This window comes from Alteribacillus persepolensis (assembly GCF_900099605.1).
GTDB lineage: Bacteria > Bacillota > Bacilli > Bacillales > Marinococcaceae > Alteribacillus > Alteribacillus persepolensis.
Map to the genome: position 1 here is coordinate 577,986 of NZ_FNDK01000001.1, position 20,239 is coordinate 598,224.

At 42.5% G+C, this 20,239-nt stretch carries 20 protein-coding genes and 1 other annotated feature; of the genes, 3 read left to right on the forward strand and 17 right to left on the reverse strand.

Annotated elements, in window-relative coordinates; genetic code table 11:
- Positions 1-39: 39 nt before the first annotated feature.
- Positions 40-1,527 carry a RecQ family ATP-dependent DNA helicase gene (locus BLT18_RS02790; protein ID WP_091270966.1) on the reverse strand — a complete coding sequence of 496 codons (1,488 nt, stop codon included), beginning with the start codon at positions 1,525-1,527 and terminating at the stop codon, positions 40-42.
- Positions 1,505-2,584: a helix-turn-helix domain-containing protein gene (locus BLT18_RS02795; protein WP_175487344.1), complete on the reverse strand. Its 1,080-nt coding sequence runs from the start codon at positions 2,582-2,584 to the stop codon at positions 1,505-1,507. Before BLT18_RS02795 ends, BLT18_RS02790 begins: the two co-directional genes overlap by 23 nt.
- 167 nt (positions 2,585-2,751) lie before the next feature.
- Here BLT18_RS02795 and BLT18_RS02800 point away from each other — a divergent pair, with 167 nt between their 5' ends.
- Together BLT18_RS02800 and BLT18_RS02805 are read left to right on the forward strand one after the other, a co-directional pair.
- Positions 2,752-3,000: a ferredoxin gene (locus BLT18_RS02800; RefSeq protein WP_091270970.1), complete on the forward strand. Its 249-nt coding sequence runs from the start codon at positions 2,752-2,754 to the stop codon at positions 2,998-3,000.
- A 275-nt stretch (positions 3,001-3,275) separates the two neighbouring features.
- Entirely contained in the window at positions 3,276-3,767 is a 492-nt protein-coding gene (locus BLT18_RS02805; protein ID WP_091270971.1) for an inorganic diphosphatase, read from the forward strand.
- A gap of 16 nt (positions 3,768-3,783) precedes the next feature.
- Here the strand turns inward: BLT18_RS02805 and BLT18_RS02810 are convergent, their stop codons facing one another.
- The gene (locus BLT18_RS02810) at positions 3,784-4,860 is read right to left on the reverse strand and encodes a M14 family metallopeptidase (RefSeq protein WP_091270973.1); all 1,077 of its coding nucleotides are present in this window, start codon (positions 4,858-4,860) and stop codon (positions 3,784-3,786) included.
- Positions 4,861-5,010: 150 nt separating this feature from the next.
- Positions 5,011-5,231 (forward strand) — a binding site (T-box leader).
- Between the two features lie 142 nt (positions 5,232-5,373).
- Between BLT18_RS02810 and serA the strand changes: the two genes are divergently transcribed.
- Positions 5,374-6,996, forward strand: a complete 1,623-nt coding sequence (gene serA, locus BLT18_RS02815; RefSeq protein WP_091270974.1) for a phosphoglycerate dehydrogenase — start codon at positions 5,374-5,376, stop codon at positions 6,994-6,996.
- 95 nt (positions 6,997-7,091) lie between these two features.
- Here serA and BLT18_RS02820 read toward each other — a convergent pair whose 3' ends face one another.
- The 14 genes from BLT18_RS02820 to BLT18_RS02885 all read right to left on the reverse strand — a co-directional run bounded on the left by BLT18_RS02820 (position 7,092) and on the right by BLT18_RS02885 (position 20,215).
- Positions 7,092-7,493 (reverse strand): hypothetical protein, encoded by a 402-nt coding sequence (locus tag BLT18_RS02820; RefSeq protein WP_091270976.1) that lies wholly within the window; start codon positions 7,491-7,493, stop codon positions 7,092-7,094.
- An 84-nt stretch (positions 7,494-7,577) separates the two neighbouring features.
- Positions 7,578-8,069, reverse strand: coding sequence for a M23 family metallopeptidase (locus tag BLT18_RS02825; RefSeq protein WP_175487345.1), 492 nt, complete (start codon positions 8,067-8,069; stop codon positions 7,578-7,580).
- Positions 8,070-8,139: 70 nt separating this feature from the next.
- The gene (locus tag BLT18_RS02830) at positions 8,140-9,240 is read right to left on the reverse strand and encodes a Ger(x)C family spore germination protein (protein WP_091270979.1); all 1,101 of its coding nucleotides are present in this window, start codon (positions 9,238-9,240) and stop codon (positions 8,140-8,142) included.
- On the reverse strand, positions 9,237-10,334 hold the full coding sequence (locus tag BLT18_RS02835; RefSeq protein ID WP_091270981.1) for a spore germination protein: 1,098 nt from the start codon (positions 10,332-10,334) through the stop codon (positions 9,237-9,239). The genes BLT18_RS02830 and BLT18_RS02835 overlap by 4 nt, the downstream gene beginning before the upstream one ends.
- A 15-nt stretch (positions 10,335-10,349) precedes the next feature.
- Positions 10,350-11,852 carry a spore germination protein gene (locus BLT18_RS02840; RefSeq protein WP_245705152.1) on the reverse strand — a complete coding sequence of 501 codons (1,503 nt, stop codon included), beginning with the start codon at positions 11,850-11,852 and terminating at the stop codon, positions 10,350-10,352.
- A 452-nt stretch (positions 11,853-12,304) separates the two neighbouring features.
- Positions 12,305-12,883: a cob(I)yrinic acid a,c-diamide adenosyltransferase gene (locus tag BLT18_RS02845; protein ID WP_091270984.1), complete on the reverse strand. Its 579-nt coding sequence runs from the start codon at positions 12,881-12,883 to the stop codon at positions 12,305-12,307.
- 14 nt (positions 12,884-12,897) lie between these two features.
- On the reverse strand, positions 12,898-13,341 hold the full coding sequence (locus tag BLT18_RS02850; protein WP_091270985.1) for a bifunctional adenosylcobinamide kinase/adenosylcobinamide-phosphate guanylyltransferase: 444 nt from the start codon (positions 13,339-13,341) through the stop codon (positions 12,898-12,900).
- The gene (locus BLT18_RS02855; RefSeq protein ID WP_091270987.1) at positions 13,293-13,898 is read right to left on the reverse strand and encodes a histidine phosphatase family protein; all 606 of its coding nucleotides are present in this window, start codon (positions 13,896-13,898) and stop codon (positions 13,293-13,295) included. Before BLT18_RS02855 ends, BLT18_RS02850 begins: the two co-directional genes overlap by 49 nt.
- The gene (locus BLT18_RS02860) at positions 13,856-14,656 is read right to left on the reverse strand and encodes an adenosylcobinamide-GDP ribazoletransferase (RefSeq protein WP_175487346.1); all 801 of its coding nucleotides are present in this window, start codon (positions 14,654-14,656) and stop codon (positions 13,856-13,858) included. The genes BLT18_RS02855 and BLT18_RS02860 overlap by 43 nt, the downstream gene beginning before the upstream one ends.
- A 2-nt stretch (positions 14,657-14,658) precedes the next feature.
- A complete protein-coding gene (locus tag BLT18_RS02865) occupies positions 14,659-16,155 on the reverse strand; it encodes a cobyric acid synthase (protein ID WP_091270990.1) in 1,497 nt (498 codons plus the stop codon).
- Complete coding sequence (locus BLT18_RS02870) at positions 16,152-16,706, reverse strand: bifunctional adenosylcobinamide kinase/adenosylcobinamide-phosphate guanylyltransferase (RefSeq protein WP_175487347.1); 555 nt, start codon at positions 16,704-16,706, stop codon at positions 16,152-16,154. Before BLT18_RS02870 ends, BLT18_RS02865 begins: the two co-directional genes overlap by 4 nt.
- Positions 16,700-17,782, reverse strand: a complete 1,083-nt coding sequence (locus BLT18_RS02875; RefSeq protein WP_091270993.1) for a pyridoxal phosphate-dependent aminotransferase — start codon at positions 17,780-17,782, stop codon at positions 16,700-16,702. Before BLT18_RS02875 ends, BLT18_RS02870 begins: the two co-directional genes overlap by 7 nt.
- The gene (gene cbiB, locus BLT18_RS02880; RefSeq protein ID WP_091270995.1) at positions 17,769-18,734 is read right to left on the reverse strand and encodes an adenosylcobinamide-phosphate synthase CbiB; all 966 of its coding nucleotides are present in this window, start codon (positions 18,732-18,734) and stop codon (positions 17,769-17,771) included. Before cbiB ends, BLT18_RS02875 begins: the two co-directional genes overlap by 14 nt.
- The gene (locus BLT18_RS02885) at positions 18,731-20,215 is read right to left on the reverse strand and encodes a heme ABC transporter ATP-binding protein (protein ID WP_091270997.1); all 1,485 of its coding nucleotides are present in this window, start codon (positions 20,213-20,215) and stop codon (positions 18,731-18,733) included. Before BLT18_RS02885 ends, cbiB begins: the two co-directional genes overlap by 4 nt.
- Between the last annotated feature and the right edge of the window lie 24 nt (positions 20,216-20,239).

Below are 20,239 nucleotides of genomic sequence, written 5' to 3' on the forward strand. Positions count from 1 at the left end.
TTGCACACATACACAAACATTTTATCATAATTGTCTCTCTTATGGATGCAAAAGGGAAGCCAGGCGTTCTTGCCATGTCCGCTCTCCTGCTGCTTGATCCGCATGTCCTTTTTCCTGTCTGAGCGGGGAAATTCCACAAACATCACAACACTGTTTTAGACGCTGTTTTTGTTTTTCACCAAACGCATGCAAGAGCCTTTCCCTTCTGCATGAGTCATCACTCCACAACCATTGCTCAATTTGCCTCAGCTTTCTGTACTTCCATGTTTTTCGCTTATGAATAATTTCGAGCAAATACGTTTTCACTTCCTCTATATCCACATCTTGTGACGCTGTTTCTGTTTCCTGCCACTTTTTAAAATAATAATAAATAAAGCGGGCATGCACTTCCTCTAAACCGCATTGTTGTATTAAAAAAGTCAAATCCCATTGACGGCTTTTTTCTTTCCACCATGTAAGAACAGCACTCAACTCTTCTTCTGCTGGAAACTCTTTTTCAATTAAGTGCCGCGGCAAAAACAAATCATTTTCCGTTCGGAGAATAATGGAAGTGCTTCTTTGGCCGTCACGGCCGGCACGTCCCATTTCTTGTATATATGACTCTAAATCCTTGGGATAATCATAATGGATAACAAATCGGATATTTGGCTTATTTATCCCCATACCAAAAGCATTCGTACAGCATATGACATCGACTTCACCTTGTAGAAACTGCTGTTGAATAAGGTTTCTGTCTTCTTGTGTCATACCGCCATGATAATAAAATGCCGAAACGTCGAGACGGTCTGTCATAAGCCGAGTCAGCTGTTCAGCTTTTTTCCGGCTGGACACATATACCATTCCAGGCATAGGCATGCTTTTTACATAGTTCAGCAATGTTGTTTTTTTCTCTTCTGTCGTTGGTACAGAAGCTGCTTCGATGGAAATATTTGTACGATCAATAGAATCACAAAAAAGGACGGGGCGGACACACTCTAGTTGATATAAGATGTCATCTCTCACTTCTGGCGGTGCAGAAGCTGTTAAGGCCAGGCACGGCGGTGAACCTAATGCTCTTCGCACTTTGCCTAACTGCAAATAATCGGTACGAAATTCATGCCCCCACTGTGAAATACAATGTGCTTCATCGACCGCAAACAAAGAAATTTGTTGTTTGGCTAACGCTTCACACACGTTTTCCTGCTGAATGCTTTCCGGCGAAATATACAAAATTTTATACGAATCCAGGTGCTGCATAATCCAATTTTTCTCTTGAAAGGATAAAAAACTGTTATAGGCGGCGACTTGTTTGAGACCCTTTTGTTTTAACTCCTGTACTTGATTTTCCATCAATGCTAAAAGCGGTGAAACCACTACCGTTAAACCTTCATTAATAAATGCAGGCAGTTGGTAGCAAAGCGATTTGCCAGAACCAGTTGCAAGCATTGCAAATACGTCTTGCTGATTGAGGACTGCTTGAATAATACTTTTTTGATTTTCTTTAAAAGATGTGTAGCCAAAATACTTAAACAGGTAGTCTTCGAGCATGTTTATGCGAACCTCCGAAATACGCTAATGTTAAGCGGATAGCAAAATAATCAGCAGCGATGTTGTGCCATTCAAGGTGCTCTTTTATGACTTTTAAGCGAAATGTGCCTGTTGTCTCGGCTGCTTTCATGATGTCTGATTGTAAGGAAACGGGGACATAGCTGTGAATGGCAAAAGATGGTTCTTCTGAAGCAAGCTCGACTACATGATCTTCAATTGTGCTGCGCTTTAGTCTTCGGGCTTTCGCAATTTGATCGATATCCATGCCCTTCATCAAGTACATCCGTGTTTTTCTCGCCGTTTCCGTCAACACTTGCTTCTGCGTCAGGCCAGCAGCACATTGTGACAAATAGATGGTGGTTTTTGCATGTTCAATAAGGTCATGGAGCACTGCTTGAAAACGAAACGCACTTTCATCCTCGCCAAGATGTAAGCGGTAAGCCGCTTGATGTAAGGTTTGACCCGTACATTGGTAACCGGAAAGCCGATTTGTAAATAACACAGCATCTCGTTGCGGGACATTTTTTAAAACATTGTACAACTCGTTATGAAGTTGGGAAGCAGCAGCTTTTTTTTCTGCTTTGCTTTTTGGCCAGCGTTGTTTTAACCACTGCTGAACAGATACATCATCAAAAACGGGCAAAAAAGAGCGCTCGTTATGTATAGAAAACGATAAGCATTGTACGAATAACGCCAGCCGTTTCCAAAAAACCGGGGCGGCTTGTCCATGCTTAAATCCTTGAAAATAATGAGGCCATTCATATTTACTTAGAAATGCAGTGACGACTTCTTCACCTTTTGTTGTTAAAGAAGCTTGCTTTCGAGAATTCTCTGTAAAATAATGGCCTTTCAACGCATTTGCCTCTTTCTCAAATGAGGATGCACGCCAGTTTGTAAGCATAGAAAAGAATGGAGTTACCCCGTACCATTTAACGTCTTGAATTGTCTGTGAGGAACGCTTTCCTTGTAAAATATGAAAAATAGCATTAACGCTGCGGTCTCCATTGCACTTTTGCAGTAAGTACAAAAGCACGTAATGACGAAACGTAAGCTTCACACAGGCCGCCTCCATTCAGCTTCAATATATTGCAGATGAAGCATATTGCTTCCTGATTTTCTGTTGAAAAGTTTATCATGAAAGCATACAATATGAAATAGACAAAAAAACGTCTAACAGTATTATATTTTTATGGATAGGAATAGATTTTCAGGAGGGTTACACTCATGGCAAAATATACAATTGTAGATAAAGATACGTGCATTGCGTGCGGCGCATGCGGAGCTGCTGCTCCCGATATTTATGATTACGACGATGAGGGACTGGCAGAAGTTATTTTAGATGATAATACCGGAACGGTCGAAGTTCCTGAGGAATTAGAAGAAGATATGCTGGATGCTTTCGAAGGATGCCCGACAGATTCCATTAAAATTGCTGATGAATCATTTGACAGCGATCCGTTAAAGCATGAATAGATACAGCAGCAGACACCGGTGATAAACCCGGTGTCTTTTTATTGTAAATAAAACAAAAACATTTAAAGTTGGCGTTTTTTTATCTAACACAAGCACCCGCCTGCTCAGATGCTCACGGCGTGATTTCCTTCAGCGCTGCTACAAAACATGACGCTCTTAGCTGAATTTTGTGCTTGCGCTTTTTTTGTGAAAGATTTAAATTTTTCATCTCTACACTTTCCTGCTATAATCAAAATGGTAAGTTTATACTTATACATAATAAAGGAGGCGAACGTATGGCTGCAGAAAACAAAGTAGTAGACGCGGTAATTGAAATTCCGACAGGCAGTCAAAACAAGTATGAGTTTGACAAAGAAAAAGGAGTCTTTAAGCTGGACCGAGTCCTCTTCTCTTCCATGTTTTATCCGGCAGAGTATGGCTATATCGATGAAACATTAGCTTTAGATGGAGACCCGCTCGATATTTTAGTGCTTGTGACAAATCCTACTTTCCCTGGCTGCGTCATCGAATCCCGTGTAATTGGCTACTTAAACATGATTGATGATGGCGATGAAGACCAAAAGCTGCTCGCGGTACCTACTGAAGATCCTCGTTTTAAAGATGTGTATTCCATTAATGATATTCCACAACATAAGCTGGATGAAATTGCTCACTTCTTTAAAACATACAAAGATCTTGAAAACAAAAAAACCGAAATCGGCAGCTGGGAAGATGCAAGCGCAGCAGCAGAGCTTACAGACGCCTGCATCGAACGCTATCAGCAATAATTCACAACGGACTCGTTTACCGAGTCCGTTCTTTTGTGAAATCGAAAAATGTGAGACTTTCTAACAACAGCGGCAGTGCTGTCAGCCATATTCTTGCTGAGGCCTCAAACGGAAGCGGATTTTGTCCAACGCCTGTTTCCACTGTAAACCCCGGCCGTTTAAATTCTTTTATAAACCAATCTTTGTAACCAGCCTTGCTGTCCGCTGTTTGCACTGCTCGGTACGAACTTGCACGTGCCAGCCGGTGGGCAAATTCTCTGCTGACCGGCGGTTCTTGCTGTTGATAACCCCAATATATTTCCTCTCCTTGAGAATGAAACGCTATCACCGCACTGAATTCTTCTTTCATCGTTAATGTATAGATGGCTCTGGCTTCTGGTTCGGTCAGCGGTGCTTCCCCTCCATAATGCCTGAAAAACGGCCGGCTTGGGCTCGTTTGTGCTTCTTCATGCCACCCGGCAGGCCACTGGTGATTAAGATCCACCCCGCATGCGTTCGCTGACCAATGATGAAACTGTTGATACCCGTAATTTATCTTGTTAATTTCATCATAATAAGGGTGCCCGTCATAAAGCCCTTCTTGAACAAGCTCTGCTCCATCAGGATTAACGAGTGGAACGGCATAAATACTTGTCTCTTGCAGCACATTTTCTATATTTAACCCCCGCCAGCTTTCCTTTTGTTGTATTTTTTGCTGCAATGTCTTTAAAAACTCCATGAGCAGCCACGTGTTCAGCCATTCATTTCCATGCCACGTAGCAGATAAGAAAATTTTATAAGGACCGTCTCCGGCTTTAAATAACCATAAAGGCTTGCCCATTCGCGACTGGCCGATCGTTTCACATGTAAATGCCGTCAACTGTTGTTTGTCCTCTTCCAGTTCACGAAATCCATATTCGTAGCAGCACCTGATTTTATCGAGCATGATGTCTCCAGGTCCAGGATCTGGAATCTGCAAAAACGCTCCCGGTTTAATATAATCTTGTGCGGATAATAAATCTCTGTTGCAGGCAAGCAAATCTTCTGTCCGCACTTTATTGTGATAAGCAACTTTTGCTAATGTATCACCTGGCTTTACTTGATAAGAAACCATAACACCCCTCCTGTATAGAATACACAGTAACAACACAAAATGAATCTTTGCTGTCACAAACTGAATTGACATTTACATAATCATATGATAAATTGCAAACAACTAGTATTAATGTGAAACATTTACCGTTTATAAAGAAACAACCGCACAAAAAATGCATTGAAGAAGAATGATGAAATGTATGTCATGTCAGAGAGCCGGGTCAGCTGGAAACCGGTATGATTCATTTCTGATAGCACTTCTGAGCAGCCTCTCTGAAAGCAGCAGTAGGAGCGGACGGGTAACCCGTTATCTTGGAGCAGGAGCTCCCTGAGAATCAGAATCTTGTATTCTGCAATGAGGGTGGTACCGCGGAAACTTCCGCCCCTCACGAAATTATTCGTGTGGGTGGAAGTTTTTTTACATTGCAGGTTTCCCTCAACGTCTTGTGAATAAACCGGCATATTTATATAACCTTTACAAAAGGACTCCGGTTTACATATTCTTTCATATCAACAAAGGAGTGGAGAATGAATGATTCAACAGCCAGTAGCAGAGAAAGCAGAGGAACAGGTGCTAAACAATACGTTCCGAGTTCTTGTTTCCGACAATATGAGCGAACAGGGACTAAAACCATTATTAGACAATGACAACATGGATTGCGTACAGCAAAATGTAAATGACACCGATGATTTGGACGAATACGATGCATTGCTTGTACGAAGCGGCACAACAGTAACTGCAGCCTTAATGGACCAAATGAGCCGTTTGAAAATTATCGCCCGGGCGGGTGTTGGTGTGGATAATATTGACATTGATGCCGCAACTAAACGAGGCATTGTTGTCATTAATGCCCCAGATGGAAATACAATTTCTACAGCTGAGCACACATTTGCTATGATTATATCGCTCGCACGAAAAGTTCCTCAAGCTAATGCGTCTATTAAAGGCGGAGAATGGAATAGAAAAGCGTTCCAAGGAACCGAACTGCGTGGAAAAACACTAGGCATTGTTGGTTTCGGACGTATTGGCTCTGAGCTGGCCAAGCGTGCCCGCGGCTTTGATATGTCTACCATCGTGTACGACCCATTTTTAACGAAAGAACGCGCAGAAAAAGCTGGTGTACAGTTAGCAGACTTGGATGAGTTATTGCCGGAAGCAGACATTATTACCGTGCATACTCCTTTAACAAAAGAAACTAAAGGGTTGCTTGGCATGGAAAACATCAAAAAGACGAAGGAAGGCGTATTTCTCATTAACTGCGCCCGCGGCGGGATTATTGATGAAGATGCACTCAAGCACTACTTGGAAAATGGCCACGTAGCTGGTGCGGCATTGGATGTATTTGAAGAAGAACCTGCCCAAGATAATGAATTGCTAGCCTTTGATCAAGTTATTTCTACTCCTCATATTGCAGCGTCTACAAAGGAAGCACAATTAAACGTTGCAGCACAAGTATCAGAAGAAGTGCTGCAATTCTTAAAAGGCATGCCAGCACTGAACTCTATTAACTTGCCGGCTATGTCTAAAGAAAAATTTGAAACACTGCAGCCGTACTATGAATTGTCCAAAAAAATGGGGCATATTTTATCTCAAAGCATGACAGGACCTGTACAGGATATTAACGTTCAGTACAGCGGAGAAGTAACAGAACTAGAAACATCTGTCCTCACTCGTTCATTGATTGCCGGCTTCCTGCAAACCCGTATTGACGCTCCGGTTAATGACGTTAATGCTTCATTGATTGCGAAAGAACGCGGTATTAATTATGGGGAAAAACACCAGACAAATGCCCTTGGGTATTCCAACTTGATTCAAGCAACGGTTGAAGAAGAGAACCAAACATTTACTATTCACGGCACATATGTGAAAGAATATGGTCCACGCATTGTGCGCATTAACGACTTTCATGTTGATTTTTACCCGACGGGACACCTCATCTATATTAAACACACCGACAAGCCGGGTGTAATCGGCAAAATGGGACAATTGCTCGGAAAACATGAAGTCAATATCGCAACGATGCAAGTGGGACGTAAAGAAGAAGGCGGCGACGCTATTATGATGTTAGCTGTCGACAAAGAAGCAACTGAAGACGTACTAAACGACTTAACCTCCATTGAGGAGATTACGCGTGCCGATAAAATCGAAGTGTAATAACATTGCACAGCATAAAACCCCGTTCCTGTCAGCAGGACGGGGTTTTTACATGGTAAGAATATGTAAGTACTACGGAAAATCTACACTCGATGTTAAGGCCATATGTATTGTAAAATGTTATTCCACTGCTGTTTACGCGGCTGCCTCAAAAAACGCCTGCCTGCTTTTGTGATATAAACACGCTGTTCGTCTTTATCTATCCAATGGTTATCCAGCAAAACTCGTTCTATAAACTGATAATAAAAAACATCCCTTGGCTTTGTGCTTTTTGTTAAATGGTGGCTGCAGAACGCTTTCTCCATCCCTTTCCAAAAACGCCGGTGAATATTATGATTATCATCCAATCTAATTTGTTCATGCAGTGCTATTTTTTTTAATACAAACAAAAACCTCTCCAATATCCATTCTTCATCTTCTGCGTAAGTCTGCTGGTTTAACCACATTAAAAATGAAGTATGTAGCGGCTCGAGCTGCTCGTGTGTCTTTGTCTTCATTTCATCATCTTCCTTTACCCAAAGACTTCCCTTTCATTCTATCATGCAGATGGACTCTTTTTTGTCTCTTCTTTCAACCTTTCTCTATGATATTTCTTGTTTGTTTAACACTTGTAACGGATCAACAGCAAAAATTTTATCTTCTGTCCATTCCTTCTCGTGAAACTCAAAGTGCAAATGAGGACCAGTCGAACGGCCAGTGCTTCCTATCGTGCCGATCACTTCCTTTTGCTTGACATCGTCTCCTTCACTTTTCCACCTCTCCTCTAAATGGGCATACAGCGTCTCCTCACCCGATTCGTGAAGAATAATAATTACATTTCCATAGGAAGAAGAAAAATATGATTTCACTACTTCACCAGACTGCACTGCGTGAATAGGTGTTCCCTTTTCAGCCGCTATATCAATACCATAGTGTGTGCCACCACGCGTACCAAACATATCACTTAACTCCCCCTCTACCGGCCAGACATATTCACTGGCAGCATATGACGTGGACACTCCGATAAAAATGAAGATAAGAAACAGCACGGCTGAGAAAAAACCGACAATCATAAAACGCTGAATATAATTCATACGTACCTCCTGTACGATTAGATTCCTTGTAAAGGTATGACAACGAATCACGATTATGAACAATAAACATTTATTCAATGGCACCTGACTGCAGTATTTCCAAATGGACATGAACATTTGCTTCTATATTAGGATAAACGGTGTCTTTCCATTTCGTTGGATTCCAATCTCGCGTTTGGCTGCGGTACTTTTCGCCAAAACCTAGCGGGTCAATATTTGCGTCTTGAAATTTTTGGATTAACTTTTCACATTCTGTTTTTATCGATTGTTCTATCTGCTTTTTTACTTGGTTGACTGCTTTTGAATTATTTAAATTAATGTTTCCAGTAAAACTCGTCACTTCTGCTTGAACCTTCAAATCAACATCATAAACAGGATAAGGTTCTCTCGTTTTTTCTTTGTAACGCACATCTGAAAACACGTTTTCTATCACGACATATTCTTGCTTTCCTTCATGTTTCACGCTGAATTGATTGGTGCCGCCTTGATTTCCATCACGAAGCTGGCTGAAAAAATATGTTTCGTTTAAATCAATACTGTCTACATAACGATCACTGTCAAATAATGCTAATCCCTCAATTTGTGGTATTTTCTCTGCTTTTTTAATCAGCGGCAAATAAGCATCTTTTCCATCGCTATACATGTCAAACAAGAACAAATGCATATTCGTCTCAGGGATACTTTCAAACCGAATATTTTGTTCGATAAGATCAGAAAAATACAAACCAATCCGCTTTTGTTTCTCCCCTTCGATAGACATGACTTCTTCTGTTGAAGCATCTGTCACACTTAAATAAATGCGGCTTCCAATTCTTGGATTACGGTAAATAGACTTTACATACTCTTCCAGTCCCTCTTCTGCTACACTTTTCCCAAATAGTGTAACTCTGACTTGTCCGTAACGAAGCGGCTGCTGAGCACGCTGGTTTAAAATATTACGAGCTTCTTCCGTCGTTTCTGAGACAATAGACTGAACTTCCATACTTAACGTATTTTCTTCTCCCTGCTCTAAAAAGACAGGAAAAGTAACCGTGTATTTTAATTGATCTTCATCGTGCTTATCAATGCCTATCGTCTGGATAAGCAAAATTTCATCAATGATCTGTGTATCTATGATGCATCCAGTAGTGAACACCAGCAATAAGAGTGCAAGCATACTTTTTCGCTTCATGTTTCATTCTTCCTTTTCCACTTAGAATGAATAAACTGCACGGCACATAAAAAAGGAATATATGCAATGATAACCCAAAATCCAATCTGGTTTACCCACTCATTTAACGTGTTTACCGCTTGCCGGTTATCTATGGGCGGCACAACAATAATCAGCGTTAAAACCATAAACAAAACGACATAGCGTTGTTTGATGGAAAACAACCGCTTTAATCCGCGGCTTGCCCCCCAAAAAGCTGTCACGATGTTAGGAACAACGATAATCAGCCATAAGGAGATACCTAAATATTCAAATCGCTCAATAAATGGAAATTCAATAATTTTAAGCAATGTTAACGTCGGCCAAATCGTAATTTTTAACTGACCTTCACTAAAGAATGCCAGTGTCACAATCATTAACAGCGTATAAACGACCACACTTGCCCAGTGGCCGAGCTGTGCCCATTTATGCGATCGGTAGCCATGTTTAATAAATGGGTAAAACAATAGCAGCAGCTCAAAACCGATAAATGTCAGCGTTGTATCTTTTGCTCCAGCCAGGATGTCTTTTAACGAATGCTTCCATATCGGCAGGAAATTCAAAAAATCTGCGTATTCCAGCGGCATAAGCAAAATAAAAAATAAAATGGAAGGAATAAAAACACCCGCTACGCACAATCCGACAACTGTGCGGAAACCTCCTTTAATAACGTAATAGACAAAACCTGCAGCAAGCACCGTCAGCACCCAGGTCGGCAAATCTTCAAACACCCATACTTGAATAACTTCAATGTATGTTCTTAAAACGAGAACACCGGTCATATAAAAATACAAAATGAGTGCAAGACTTAGCAGGCCTCCAAGCCATTTGCCAAATAAATTCCGATGAACTTCAATCACGTCGTTATGATTTACCTTTAAGATGTAATACATCATGCGGATCACAAGAGAAATGACAACACCGGCAATAATCACCGGGATCCAGCTGTCATAACCACTGGACTTGGCGATAATTCGCTGAAATCCGAGCATGCCTACCCCGACCTGCATCGCATGAATAATAAAAAAAACCATTGGAGGAGACACTTGAAACTTTTCTTTTACTTTTACATGCATATCTGCCTCCTCCTTTTATTCATCAATATCTTTTTCTTTATCGGCCTTTGCCATGCTCATTCTTTTTTTCGATTCCGGCCGCATCTGTGTCGGACGCTTTGTGAATGTGCTGTACGGAAGGCGCACAAATGTATCTTTCCAATCTGCCAGACGAAGCGGATAAAATGGAGAAAGATACGGACGTCCTATCGATTCTAAGCGAATTAAATGCGCGAGAAAAAAAGCAAGTGTTAAAGCGATACCTACCGCTCCAAACAGAGCAGCAAAAATAATAAATGGAAAACGAATGACACGAACAGTATTGCCCATTTGATACACCGGCGCCGTAAAAGAGGCCAGCGCCGCTAATGCAACTACAATTAACAAAATATTGCTCGTCAATCCCGCTTCCACTGATGCCTGCCCGATAACAATACCGCCAACGATACCAATAGTCTGGCCGACTTTTGTCGGCAGTCGCGCCCCGGCTTCTCGTAACAGTTCAATGGTAAATTCTAAAAACAACGCTTCAAGGACCGGTGGAAATGGAATATTGCTTCGTGATGCAATAATTGTTGCCAATAAATCTTTTGGAATTAATTCATAGTGGTAAGTCAAAACAGCTACATACACCGGTGTTGCAAATACAGAAAACACGAATGAAAACAATCGGAGCACACGCACAAAGGAAGCAATGTACCACGGCAAATAGTAGTCTTCTAGTGATGTAAAAAACTCTACTAACGTCGATGGAGTTACAATCGCTTCCGGAGATCCATTTGTCATAAAAATAACTTTTCCTTCTGCTAGTGAAGCAGCAACACGGTCAGGGCGTTCCGTGTTGACAAACTGCGGAAATACCGTCATAGAGTGGTCTTGTATCATTTGTGCGAGCGCATTTGTACCGAGCACCTCATCAAATTGTACTTCCTTAATACGCTGCTCAACCGTTTGAACGTTTTCATCATCTGCAATACCATCAATATATAAAATCGCTGTCTCTGTCTTTGACAGCGTTCCAACTCCAATTTTGCGGATTCGCAAATCTTCAATCGGCAGTCTTTTGCGTACAAGAAAAATGTTTGTTTCCAGCTTTTCGACAAACGACTCCTGTGGGCCGATGACACTGAATTCGGTCTCAGGAACACTGACTTCACGCTGCACATCAGCGGGTGCATTAATAAACAGCACTTCGTTTTTATTATCTGGGAGCTGGCAAGCAGCAAACCCAGACAATAATTTATCATTGGCAACGGTAATATCACTTGTTACCTCCGTATTATCCACATAAACAGCTCGTTCAACATCACCTGCCGTTTTCCACGGCTGCGACTTTAATGGTTTACATATATCTACATTAAGACGCTCATGATCAATCAGGGAGTTATAATACCAAAACGTAAGATTGCCAAAAGGTGTTTGCAGCACCTTTTTAATAAAATCTTCATTGTTCTGAGAAAGAGCAGCCAGCCACTCCGACACGTTTTTTGACCGCGGTGAAGCTGCGTAAAACTGTTGCTTTCGTCGAAGAAATTTCATTGTCTGCTCCTTTCTGCCGAAGATGGAAGTCATTGTTAGTATGGAACATAACCATGCAATTATTCTTCCTCTGTTTTTAGGCAAACAAAAAGAGACTGGATCAAATCTAAAACAGGTTACTTAAAAGCCGAACAATAAGATATGAAAGCATATTTTAAGCAAGTGCCGTCAACATACGAAGACTCCCTCCGGAAAGCCGGCTAAGACCAGCCACATCGTGTGGCCAACGCCGACACCAGCACGTCCTGTGCATCGAAGTACGAGCTGAAGATCCACTTGGTAAAGGCCTGTTCGTTACCAAATCAGCTGAGGCCGTGCCCGCGGAACGCGACGTATGTCGACGGAGCAGCAACAGAAATTCCTGTGATAAATAAATAATCCGAACTGATTTATTAATAAATCAGCTCGGATTATTAGATGGTTCCTATACTTGTGTTCCAGCCTCTTTTTGTTTAGTCATTTTTCTTTTTTTTTGATCGAAACACAATCGCACTTCGCTCATATTCTACATCTTTAACGTGCAGGCGGTGATTGGCAACTCGTGCTGCCGCAAAAAAGTAGTCCGATAATCGATTTAAATATTTGAACACTTCATTGTTTATCTCTTCTTCTTTCATAAGGGCTGCAGTTGTACGCTCTGCTCTTCTTGTGATAGTCCGGCAGATGTGTAAATCAGCTGCTTCTTTTGAACCTCCAGGAAGAATAAAACGTTCTAGTTCTGGCGCTTCCTTGATATATACATCAATGCGCTCTTCGAGAAACGTAATCATTTCCGCATTCACTTTATAGGCAGCATCACTTTTTACATTCGCTAAATCACTGCCGCAGTCAAACAATTCGTGCTGAATTTTAATGAGCTCGGGTTGTATATCTGAAAAAATACTTTCGTCAAGTCCAGCAGCTGCTTTTGCTACAAACGCATTTAATTCATCACATGTACCGTATGCTTCAACTCGGATATGATCTTTATCTCTTCTGCCTCCGATAATGCTTGTTTTGCCTTTGTCACCGCTTCTTGTGTATAACCTCAACGTGACTCCCCCTCTTATAAAAGTTTTTTAGCAATTCCAAACCAAATCATATACATGTCATTAGCATGCTGGGATAAATACTGAAACAGCCGGCCTGTTTCATCACGGAACCGCCGGGTTTCCTGCTCCATCGGTACAACGCCTTTTGTCACATCGGTGCCAATAATAATCAATGTCCGTCCCGCACATGCTTTTTCCCAGTGCCGCAAAGGCTGCACAAACGTTTCATAAAATAGTGCGCCGCTGCGTCCGCTGCCTTCACTTGCATATGCTTTTAAACAATGCTCTATGCCTTCAATGACCACTGTATCCGCTTCTGTGTGCTGTAATTCTAAAATATCTGTCCAATCTTCTTGATAGCCGCAATACCAGCGGCAGCTATTCTGTATTTTTTCGTTAAAATTTGTAACTACCCACTGTTTTTTTCCGTTACATGCACCTCCTGTAATGAAATACATTTCCACTCTCCCCCTTCGATACGAAAAGTTATGGCCAGTCCGCCTCCATACGGGATGTGCCAGCGTCTATCTGCTTCTCGTTTGGATAAATACATTCTGCACCATTCTCGAATCCAGCCGCTGTGTGTCACCACCGCCATATTGGAACGGCTTTTCGTTGTCATTTCTGTCCAGCTTGCGTGAATGCGCTGCCTAAATGCTGCTAAGCTTTCTCCGCCCAAAGGAGTTTGGTGCTCAAAATCTTCTATCCAGCGACGATAAGCCGGAGACGATTTTAATTCTTCATACGTTTTTCCTTCGAAATGGCCAAAATACAGCTCGCGCAAATCTTTGTGAATGTTCATCACGGCATGAGGAAACAACAATGCTGCTGTTTGCACAGCACGCTGCAAATCGCTTGTCCACACTTCTTCTGCACACAGACAGCCGGCCCTTTCAGATAAAAGCTGCCGCTGTGAATGTAATAGAGGCGTGTCGAGCCAGCCGCAATACTGTTTTTTTTGATTGCTTTCTGTCATGCCATGACGTAAGAAATATACAGTACGCTCGTGAACCATATTACTGTTTCCACTCCTTCACATAACGCTCCAGCCATGTCTCCGTTAATTCCGCCAAACCATTTTATAAACAAATAACGTCCCAGCCAATATACGGCAGCCACTATCATGCCGATAAACATACCTGCCCCTATATATGATGGAGCCAGCAAAAATAAAAACAGAAGCCAGCAGCTAGAAATCAGAAGCAGCATCCATGCATCGTATTGTTTAGAGTCAGCCCGAAACCAAGCAGCTAACCCATCTTTTTTTGCCAGCGGAGCAGAAATGAGCAAGTGTCCCATCGCTGTACGTGCTAAAACCGGGGCGGTAAGGAGTACAAACCATATTGGCAAAACGTCGGTTTCTAATACATACATAACAAATAAAAGACGCCCCGCAAGCAAAAAGATCGTCGTCCAAACAGCTGCTGCACCTGTTCGGCTGTCTTTCATAATCTCTAATTTTTGCTCTTTGTCCCGCCAGGAAAACGCCGCGTCACTCACATCCATCCATCCGTCTAAATGTAAGCCGCCATGCAAGACGACAGACAGCAATACAATAAAAAAGGCCAAGATGTAAGCCGGCAAATACAGTGATTCCAGCACTATATACGCTGCCCATGTCACCAAACCAATAAGTGCTCCGCAAATGGGGAAGAAGAACACAGCATACCGGGCGGTTTTTGTATCCCACACAGCATTTTTGGCAGGAAATATACTAAGAAAAGCAGCCGCCATTTGAAATCCTTGCCAAAGCAATCGTTGTGTTTCTTTCATATTCATCTCTTTTCCATCATAGTTATCAAGTTATCTATATTTAAATGCTCTTCCAAAGCATCCGCCAGCTCATTTAAACGTTTTTCTTTATTAGCACTGTAAGGGACCAGGGCCTGCAGCTGTTTTCCTTGTGACTGCCTTAATTGATTTAACCACCAGTGCCGAAACGAATCATTATGAAAGAGATGGTGAATATACGTGCCGATAGTGGATGCATCACGGGACATCATGCCTTCCGGCTGTTTTTCTTCACTATAAAACAATGGTTTCCATTCGCTACCTTTGTCATCGATGTGTGCTAACCCGCTATGTATTTCAAAACCCGAAACGGCCATTGTTTTGCTTTCATCAAAGAACCTGCCTTGCCACTGATTGGTCTGTTTACTCGTCTCAAACGTCGTATAAAGTGGAAAAATCCCCATGCCTTCTGCAGTTTTGCCTGCGACTCCTGTATCTGCTCCATGTGCGTCAATCAACTGCTTTCCTAACATTTGAAAGCCGCCGCATATCCCCACAAGAAAGCGCCCTTGTTGATAATGTTCGATGATTTTCTCTGTTAACCCCGCAGCCGCTAAGTGATGGTAATCATGAATCGTGCTCCGTGTACCGGGAAGAATCACTGCATCAGGACAGCCAAATTGATTGGCTTCACGCACAATGCGAACCGCCACATCACGTTCAGCTAAAAATGGCTCCACATCCGTATAATTGGATACATACGGCATAGCGATAACAGCAACATCCAAGGCAGAAGACGTTTCAGCCTTCGTGTGAAGCGTAGAAAATGATAGTGAATCCTCCTGCTCGATGCGAATATCCATAGCGGGCAGCACGCCTTGCACAGGAATGCCTGTATGCTGCTCGAGCCAAGTGATGCCGCTTTTGAAAAGTGCCGGGTCTCCCCGGAACTTATTGACAATCACACCTTGGACTCGGTCGCGATAGTGTTTTGGCAAGAGCTGCAAGGTGCCGGTAATACTTGCAAACACCCCGCCTCTTTCGATGTTGCCCGCTAATAAAGCTGGTACATCCGCAATCGCTGCTGTTTCTAAATTAGCGAGATCTTTATCCATTAAATTAACTTCAGCTGGGCTCCCGGCCCCTTCCATTAACACCACATCATAGTTTGCTGATAATGTTTGCAACGAGTCAGCAACTGCTTGTTTGGCGATGGTGAAAAAATCACTGCGATATCTGGCCGCATCAGGACTTCCAAGTGATTTCCCTCGTACAATTACTTCGGATTTTCTGTCGCTTCTAGGCTTTAACAGAACAGGGTTCATATCTACAGTAGGAACAACGTTTGCAGCTTCGGCTTGCAATCCTTGAGAACGCCCGATTTCATGACCGGTTGCTGTCACATAAGAATTATTTGACATATTTTGACCTTTAAACGGAGCAACGTTTATTCCCCTGTTATAGAGCGCACGGCACAATCCCGTCACAATATAGCTCTTTCCGGCATCAGATGTTGTTCCCCAAACCATCAATCCTTTCAATTCAAAATCCCTCCTTTCATCACGACATGGTTTCCGCATTCCATTCTTACAGCAGTATCTGCTTTCAAAACAATATATTGATGCAGCTCTCCCAATACTTTTACATAACGAAACAACTGCGGATGAAAAGATACAGGCTCATGAAATATGTCATTACTTACAATAACGACGTGTTTTGCTGCAGCCTCTAATGCATGTACAGCGCATATCATTTTGCTTTTCAGTGCTTTTTCAGACGGCATTTCACCACTTTCTTGAAACATTTCGTTACTAAGCCACGTCGTTACACAGTCCAAAAATACCACATCATCTGTTGTAAGGTGCTTGGCAGCCTCTTCTAACTGCATAGACCACTCCAGCGTTTCCCATTGTTTTTGTTTAGCGCACCGGTCTTGCTGGTGTTTTTTTACCCGCTGCTGCATTTCTTCGTCTGTTGTCACGGCGGTTGCCAAATAAATTAACCTGCCGCTGTCTGTTTGCAGCTGCTCTGCCATCTGTTCTCCAAAACTGCTTTTCCCGCTGCGTACTCCTCCGCACACAAATATCAGCACGTGTGATTCCACCTTGTTAAACAGCAAAGCAGCTGATTATTTTCTTTTTCTGTTTTCACAGCCAAACGTATGTATCTTCCTTCTAACCCTGGAAAATGATACGTATGTCGTGCGTGCAGCCCTTCTTTCGCCATATATGTTAATAATGGCTTTACATCACGCTTGTCTTGCTGACGCAGTAAATAAAAGTTCACAGCCGATGGAAAGACTTTCAATCGGTCTAGTTGCTGCAGCTCGTTGATGACACGCTGCTTTTCCTTCTCTATCTGCTGCACCGTGTTTTTTACGAAATCCTCTTGTTCCAATAAGTACAGCATCGCTTTCTCTGCGATGCTATTCATATTCCACGGAGGAAGAAAAGATGCCAGCGTATGAATAACGTCTTCTGCTGCCAATATGTAGCCAAGCCGCAAACCCGGTACAGCATACATCTTCGTCATCGATCGCAGCAGCAGTAAATAGCGGTTGTCTCGCAGCTTATGGTGATAGGACACCGGCTCTTCCTGAAAATCATAAAACGCCTCGTCTATCACCACCCACTTCTTCTGTTGCTGTCCATAGTCTATAAGTTGTTGAAGTTCTTCTTGCCAGACAGCCGTTCCAGTCGGATTATTTGGGTGGCATAACCATATGCCATCTGCTTTCGAAATATATGGTTCTATTTGCTCAAATGTCCACTGCCAGTTTGTTTGTTCCGTCGTTTGAAAAGAAATGACATCAGCCCCGTTAGCCTGAAGCGCTTGTTTATATTCCGTAAAGGTTGGTTCCATAAGAACGACCTTTTTATTCGCAAATAACCGCGCCGCAGCAAAGATTAGTTCCGCCCCGCCATTTCCCGGAAGGACATTATTTTGATAGATGTCTAACTTTTCTGCTAGATGCTGCCGTACCTGCTGATGATTTGGATCCGAATAATAAAATACTGTCTTCGTCCATTCCATAAGCTGCTGCTGTAATCCAGGCGGCGGACCGTATGGATTTGTGTTTACACTGAAATCACTAACAGGGGGGGCATGGTCTTGCTGCAGCTGCTGATTGAGTGCACGCGGCATTGCCCCATGTTCAGGCCATGACATGTATTACACCTCCTATCATCCATAATAAACTGATAAAAAGAAGAATCGTTACGTGCCAAACCGTAATGCCTTCTGCAATAAGCACGTGCTGCACAGGACGTTTCCCTACACCGAAATACGGGCGTTGAACGAGCTTATCCGGATAAGGTGTCGGACCGCCTAATCTGATGGCTAGCACTCCTGCCATAGCTGCTTCCCCATATCCGCTGTTTGGGCTTTCATGTAAATGGGCAAAGTGTTTAATCACATACACCGCTTCTTGCCACGTGGCGGCTTTAATTTTCCAAACAGAGACGGTCATGACCGCTGCCGTAATACGAGCAGGAATTAGATTTAATACATCATCGAAACGCGCACTTGCCCAGCCAAATTGTTTTAACCGCTGCGATGTATATCCTAACATGGCATCAGATGTGTTAATATAACGATACAATACAGCCAGTGGTGCTCCACCTATCAGTGCATAAAATAATGGTGCCGTCACACTGTCCGAAATGTTTTCGCCAATACTCTCCAGAACTGCTCGGATAATGCCGGATTCTTCCATTTGGCTAGTATCTCTAGAAACAATCATCCCCGTTTGGGTACGAGCGTTTGACAGATTGCTATTTGACAGGCTTTCATAGATAGAGACTGCTTGTTTGACCATACTTTCCCCGCCAATCATCAGCCAAATAATGACCGCTTCAAACAACACGCCAAGCCAAATGGAAACAGAATAAGCACCGTACGTGAATGCAATGGCAGCGGCTAATAAAAAAGCAGCGGATATTAGGCAAAAAACAATACCTTTCCCTTTTCGAAATCGTCCTTGATTCAACCTTGTTTCCCCAAACTGAATGAGCTTCCCCATCAACACAACAGGATGCACCGCTGTTTTGGGATCACCAAATAAACGATCCATTACATACGCTGCTGTAACAGCTAGAAGATGCAGTATTACCCAGCTCATATTTCATTCCCAGACCTTCGTTTTAAATAGTGGTTTAATGTACGAGACACCGCGTCATACACAGCTTTTCCGATTGTTTTGCCAACAGGGGTGATGGTACCGCCGTATTCTATTTCCTCTCCTTCACTTAACGCCGCAACAAGCACGCTGTCTGTCGATGTCCCCGTAGCAAGTGTTTTCGTTTTTGGATCGTAAATACGATAGTCCATCAGCGCTTTTGTTTTTGCTTCGGTTGCTGTCATCATAATTTGTGCATATGCTGCTTCACTCAACCTGTGAGCAACAAATATCCAAAGGTTAATCGTTCCAGCCGTATGGTTCATGGAATAATATTCATATGACTTGGACACATCCACAGCATTAGACGTACCGGCTGTAGCGTACACAAATACATCATGATTGTCCCCTGCCATCCTGACAAAAGCGCCATCGTCAAGCCGGGCTGCTGTCATCATCGCTGCTGTATCATCTATATCTAATCCTATTTTTTTTAAATAGGCAGTATACTCTTGTTTCGGCTGATCACAGGCATAATCTTTATCGACGTGTCTGTTCACAAAATAACGATGCCAGCCAAACCCTGCCCCTACTACCGCTGATGAAAAGGTTTTCCAATGAAAAGGTGACATCAGACACACATGCCCAGGTGTTTTTTCTATGGAGAGAGAATCTAATACGTTCTCTCTTTTTCTTTCCAATGTGTCCGAAGACGGCTCTAGTGTAATAAGCGGACTTGGAACGGAAGGGTGTTCTTTTCTTTCTAAATGAGCCTGGTATACATGTTCTAATCTGTTTTTCTCCATTACAACAGATGGCTTATCTAATGCCTTTTGCCTGCCATCTTCTAGCAGCAGAACACGGTGGCTGTACATTGCTGCCATGTTTAAATCGTGAAGAACAGCAATAACCGTTAACTGCTTTGTTTTAGACCAGTCTTTTAATGTGTCCAGTAAATTTAATTGATAAGAAATATCTAAATGATTGGTTGGTTCATCCAGAAGTAAAATATCAGGCTCTTGTGCCAAAGCGCGTGCTAATAGTACTCTTTGTTTTTCACCGCCGCTTAAGCTGTCCATAGGGTGGTTGCTAAATGATAACACTCCCGTCTCTTGCAAGGCTTTATCAACGATGTGTTCATCTTGTTTTTGCTGAAAGGAAAACCAGCCTTTTTGATGAGGATATCTTCCTAATTCAACTACTTGCCGGACCGTATAGGAAAACGCAACGTCTGTCTGTTGTGGAAGAACAGCTATCTTTTTAGCTATATTTTTTTGCGTATAGGCGCCAAGACGCTTGTTGTCCACGATGATTTCCCCATCGTCAGGTTTTAGTGCTCCATACATACATTTTAATAATGTTGACTTTCCACTGCCATTTGGACCAATCACACCAAGTATTTCTCCAGCTTCCATATCAAAGCTAATATTTTCAACAACTGGCTTCATCCCGTACCCAGCTGTTACATTTTTCACCTGTATCACTGAATCATCTCCCGCTTATACCTC

What these genes read in the sequence shown, in the direction of transcription:
- BLT18_RS02790 (WP_091270966.1), bottom strand. Translation starts at nt 1,527, where the DNA reads ATGCTCGAAGACTACCTGTTTAAGTATTTTGGCTACACATCTTTTAAA.
- BLT18_RS02800 (WP_091270970.1), top strand. Translation starts at nt 2,752, where the DNA reads ATGGCAAAATATACAATTGTAGATAAAGATACGTGCATTGCGTGCGGC.
- BLT18_RS02805 (WP_091270971.1), top strand. Translation starts at nt 3,276, where the DNA reads ATGGCTGCAGAAAACAAAGTAGTAGACGCGGTAATTGAAATTCCGACA.
- BLT18_RS02810 (WP_091270973.1), bottom strand. Translation starts at nt 4,860, where the DNA reads ATGGTTTCTTATCAAGTAAAGCCAGGTGATACATTAGCAAAAGTTGCT.
- serA (WP_091270974.1), top strand. Translation starts at nt 5,374, where the DNA reads ATGATTCAACAGCCAGTAGCAGAGAAAGCAGAGGAACAGGTGCTAAAC.
- BLT18_RS02820 (WP_091270976.1), bottom strand. Translation starts at nt 7,493, where the DNA reads ATGAAGACAAAGACACACGAGCAGCTCGAGCCGCTACATACTTCATTT.
- BLT18_RS02825 (WP_175487345.1), bottom strand. Translation starts at nt 8,069, where the DNA reads ATGAATTATATTCAGCGTTTTATGATTGTCGGTTTTTTCTCAGCCGTG.
- BLT18_RS02830 (WP_091270979.1), bottom strand. Translation starts at nt 9,240, where the DNA reads ATGAAGCGAAAAAGTATGCTTGCACTCTTATTGCTGGTGTTCACTACT.
- BLT18_RS02835 (WP_091270981.1), bottom strand. Translation starts at nt 10,334, where the DNA reads ATGCATGTAAAAGTAAAAGAAAAGTTTCAAGTGTCTCCTCCAATGGTT.
- BLT18_RS02840 (WP_245705152.1), bottom strand. Translation starts at nt 11,852, where the DNA reads ATGAAATTTCTTCGACGAAAGCAACAGTTTTACGCAGCTTCACCGCGG.
- BLT18_RS02850 (WP_091270985.1), bottom strand. Translation starts at nt 13,341, where the DNA reads ATGTATTTCATTACAGGAGGTGCATGTAACGGAAAAAAACAGTGGGTA.
- BLT18_RS02855 (WP_091270987.1), bottom strand. Translation starts at nt 13,898, where the DNA reads ATGGTTCACGAGCGTACTGTATATTTCTTACGTCATGGCATGACAGAA.
- BLT18_RS02860 (WP_175487346.1), bottom strand. Translation starts at nt 14,656, where the DNA reads ATGAAAGAAACACAACGATTGCTTTGGCAAGGATTTCAAATGGCGGCT.
- BLT18_RS02875 (WP_091270993.1), bottom strand. Translation starts at nt 17,782, where the DNA reads ATGTCATGGCCTGAACATGGGGCAATGCCGCGTGCACTCAATCAGCAG.
- cbiB (WP_091270995.1), bottom strand. Translation starts at nt 18,734, where the DNA reads ATGAGCTGGGTAATACTGCATCTTCTAGCTGTTACAGCAGCGTATGTA.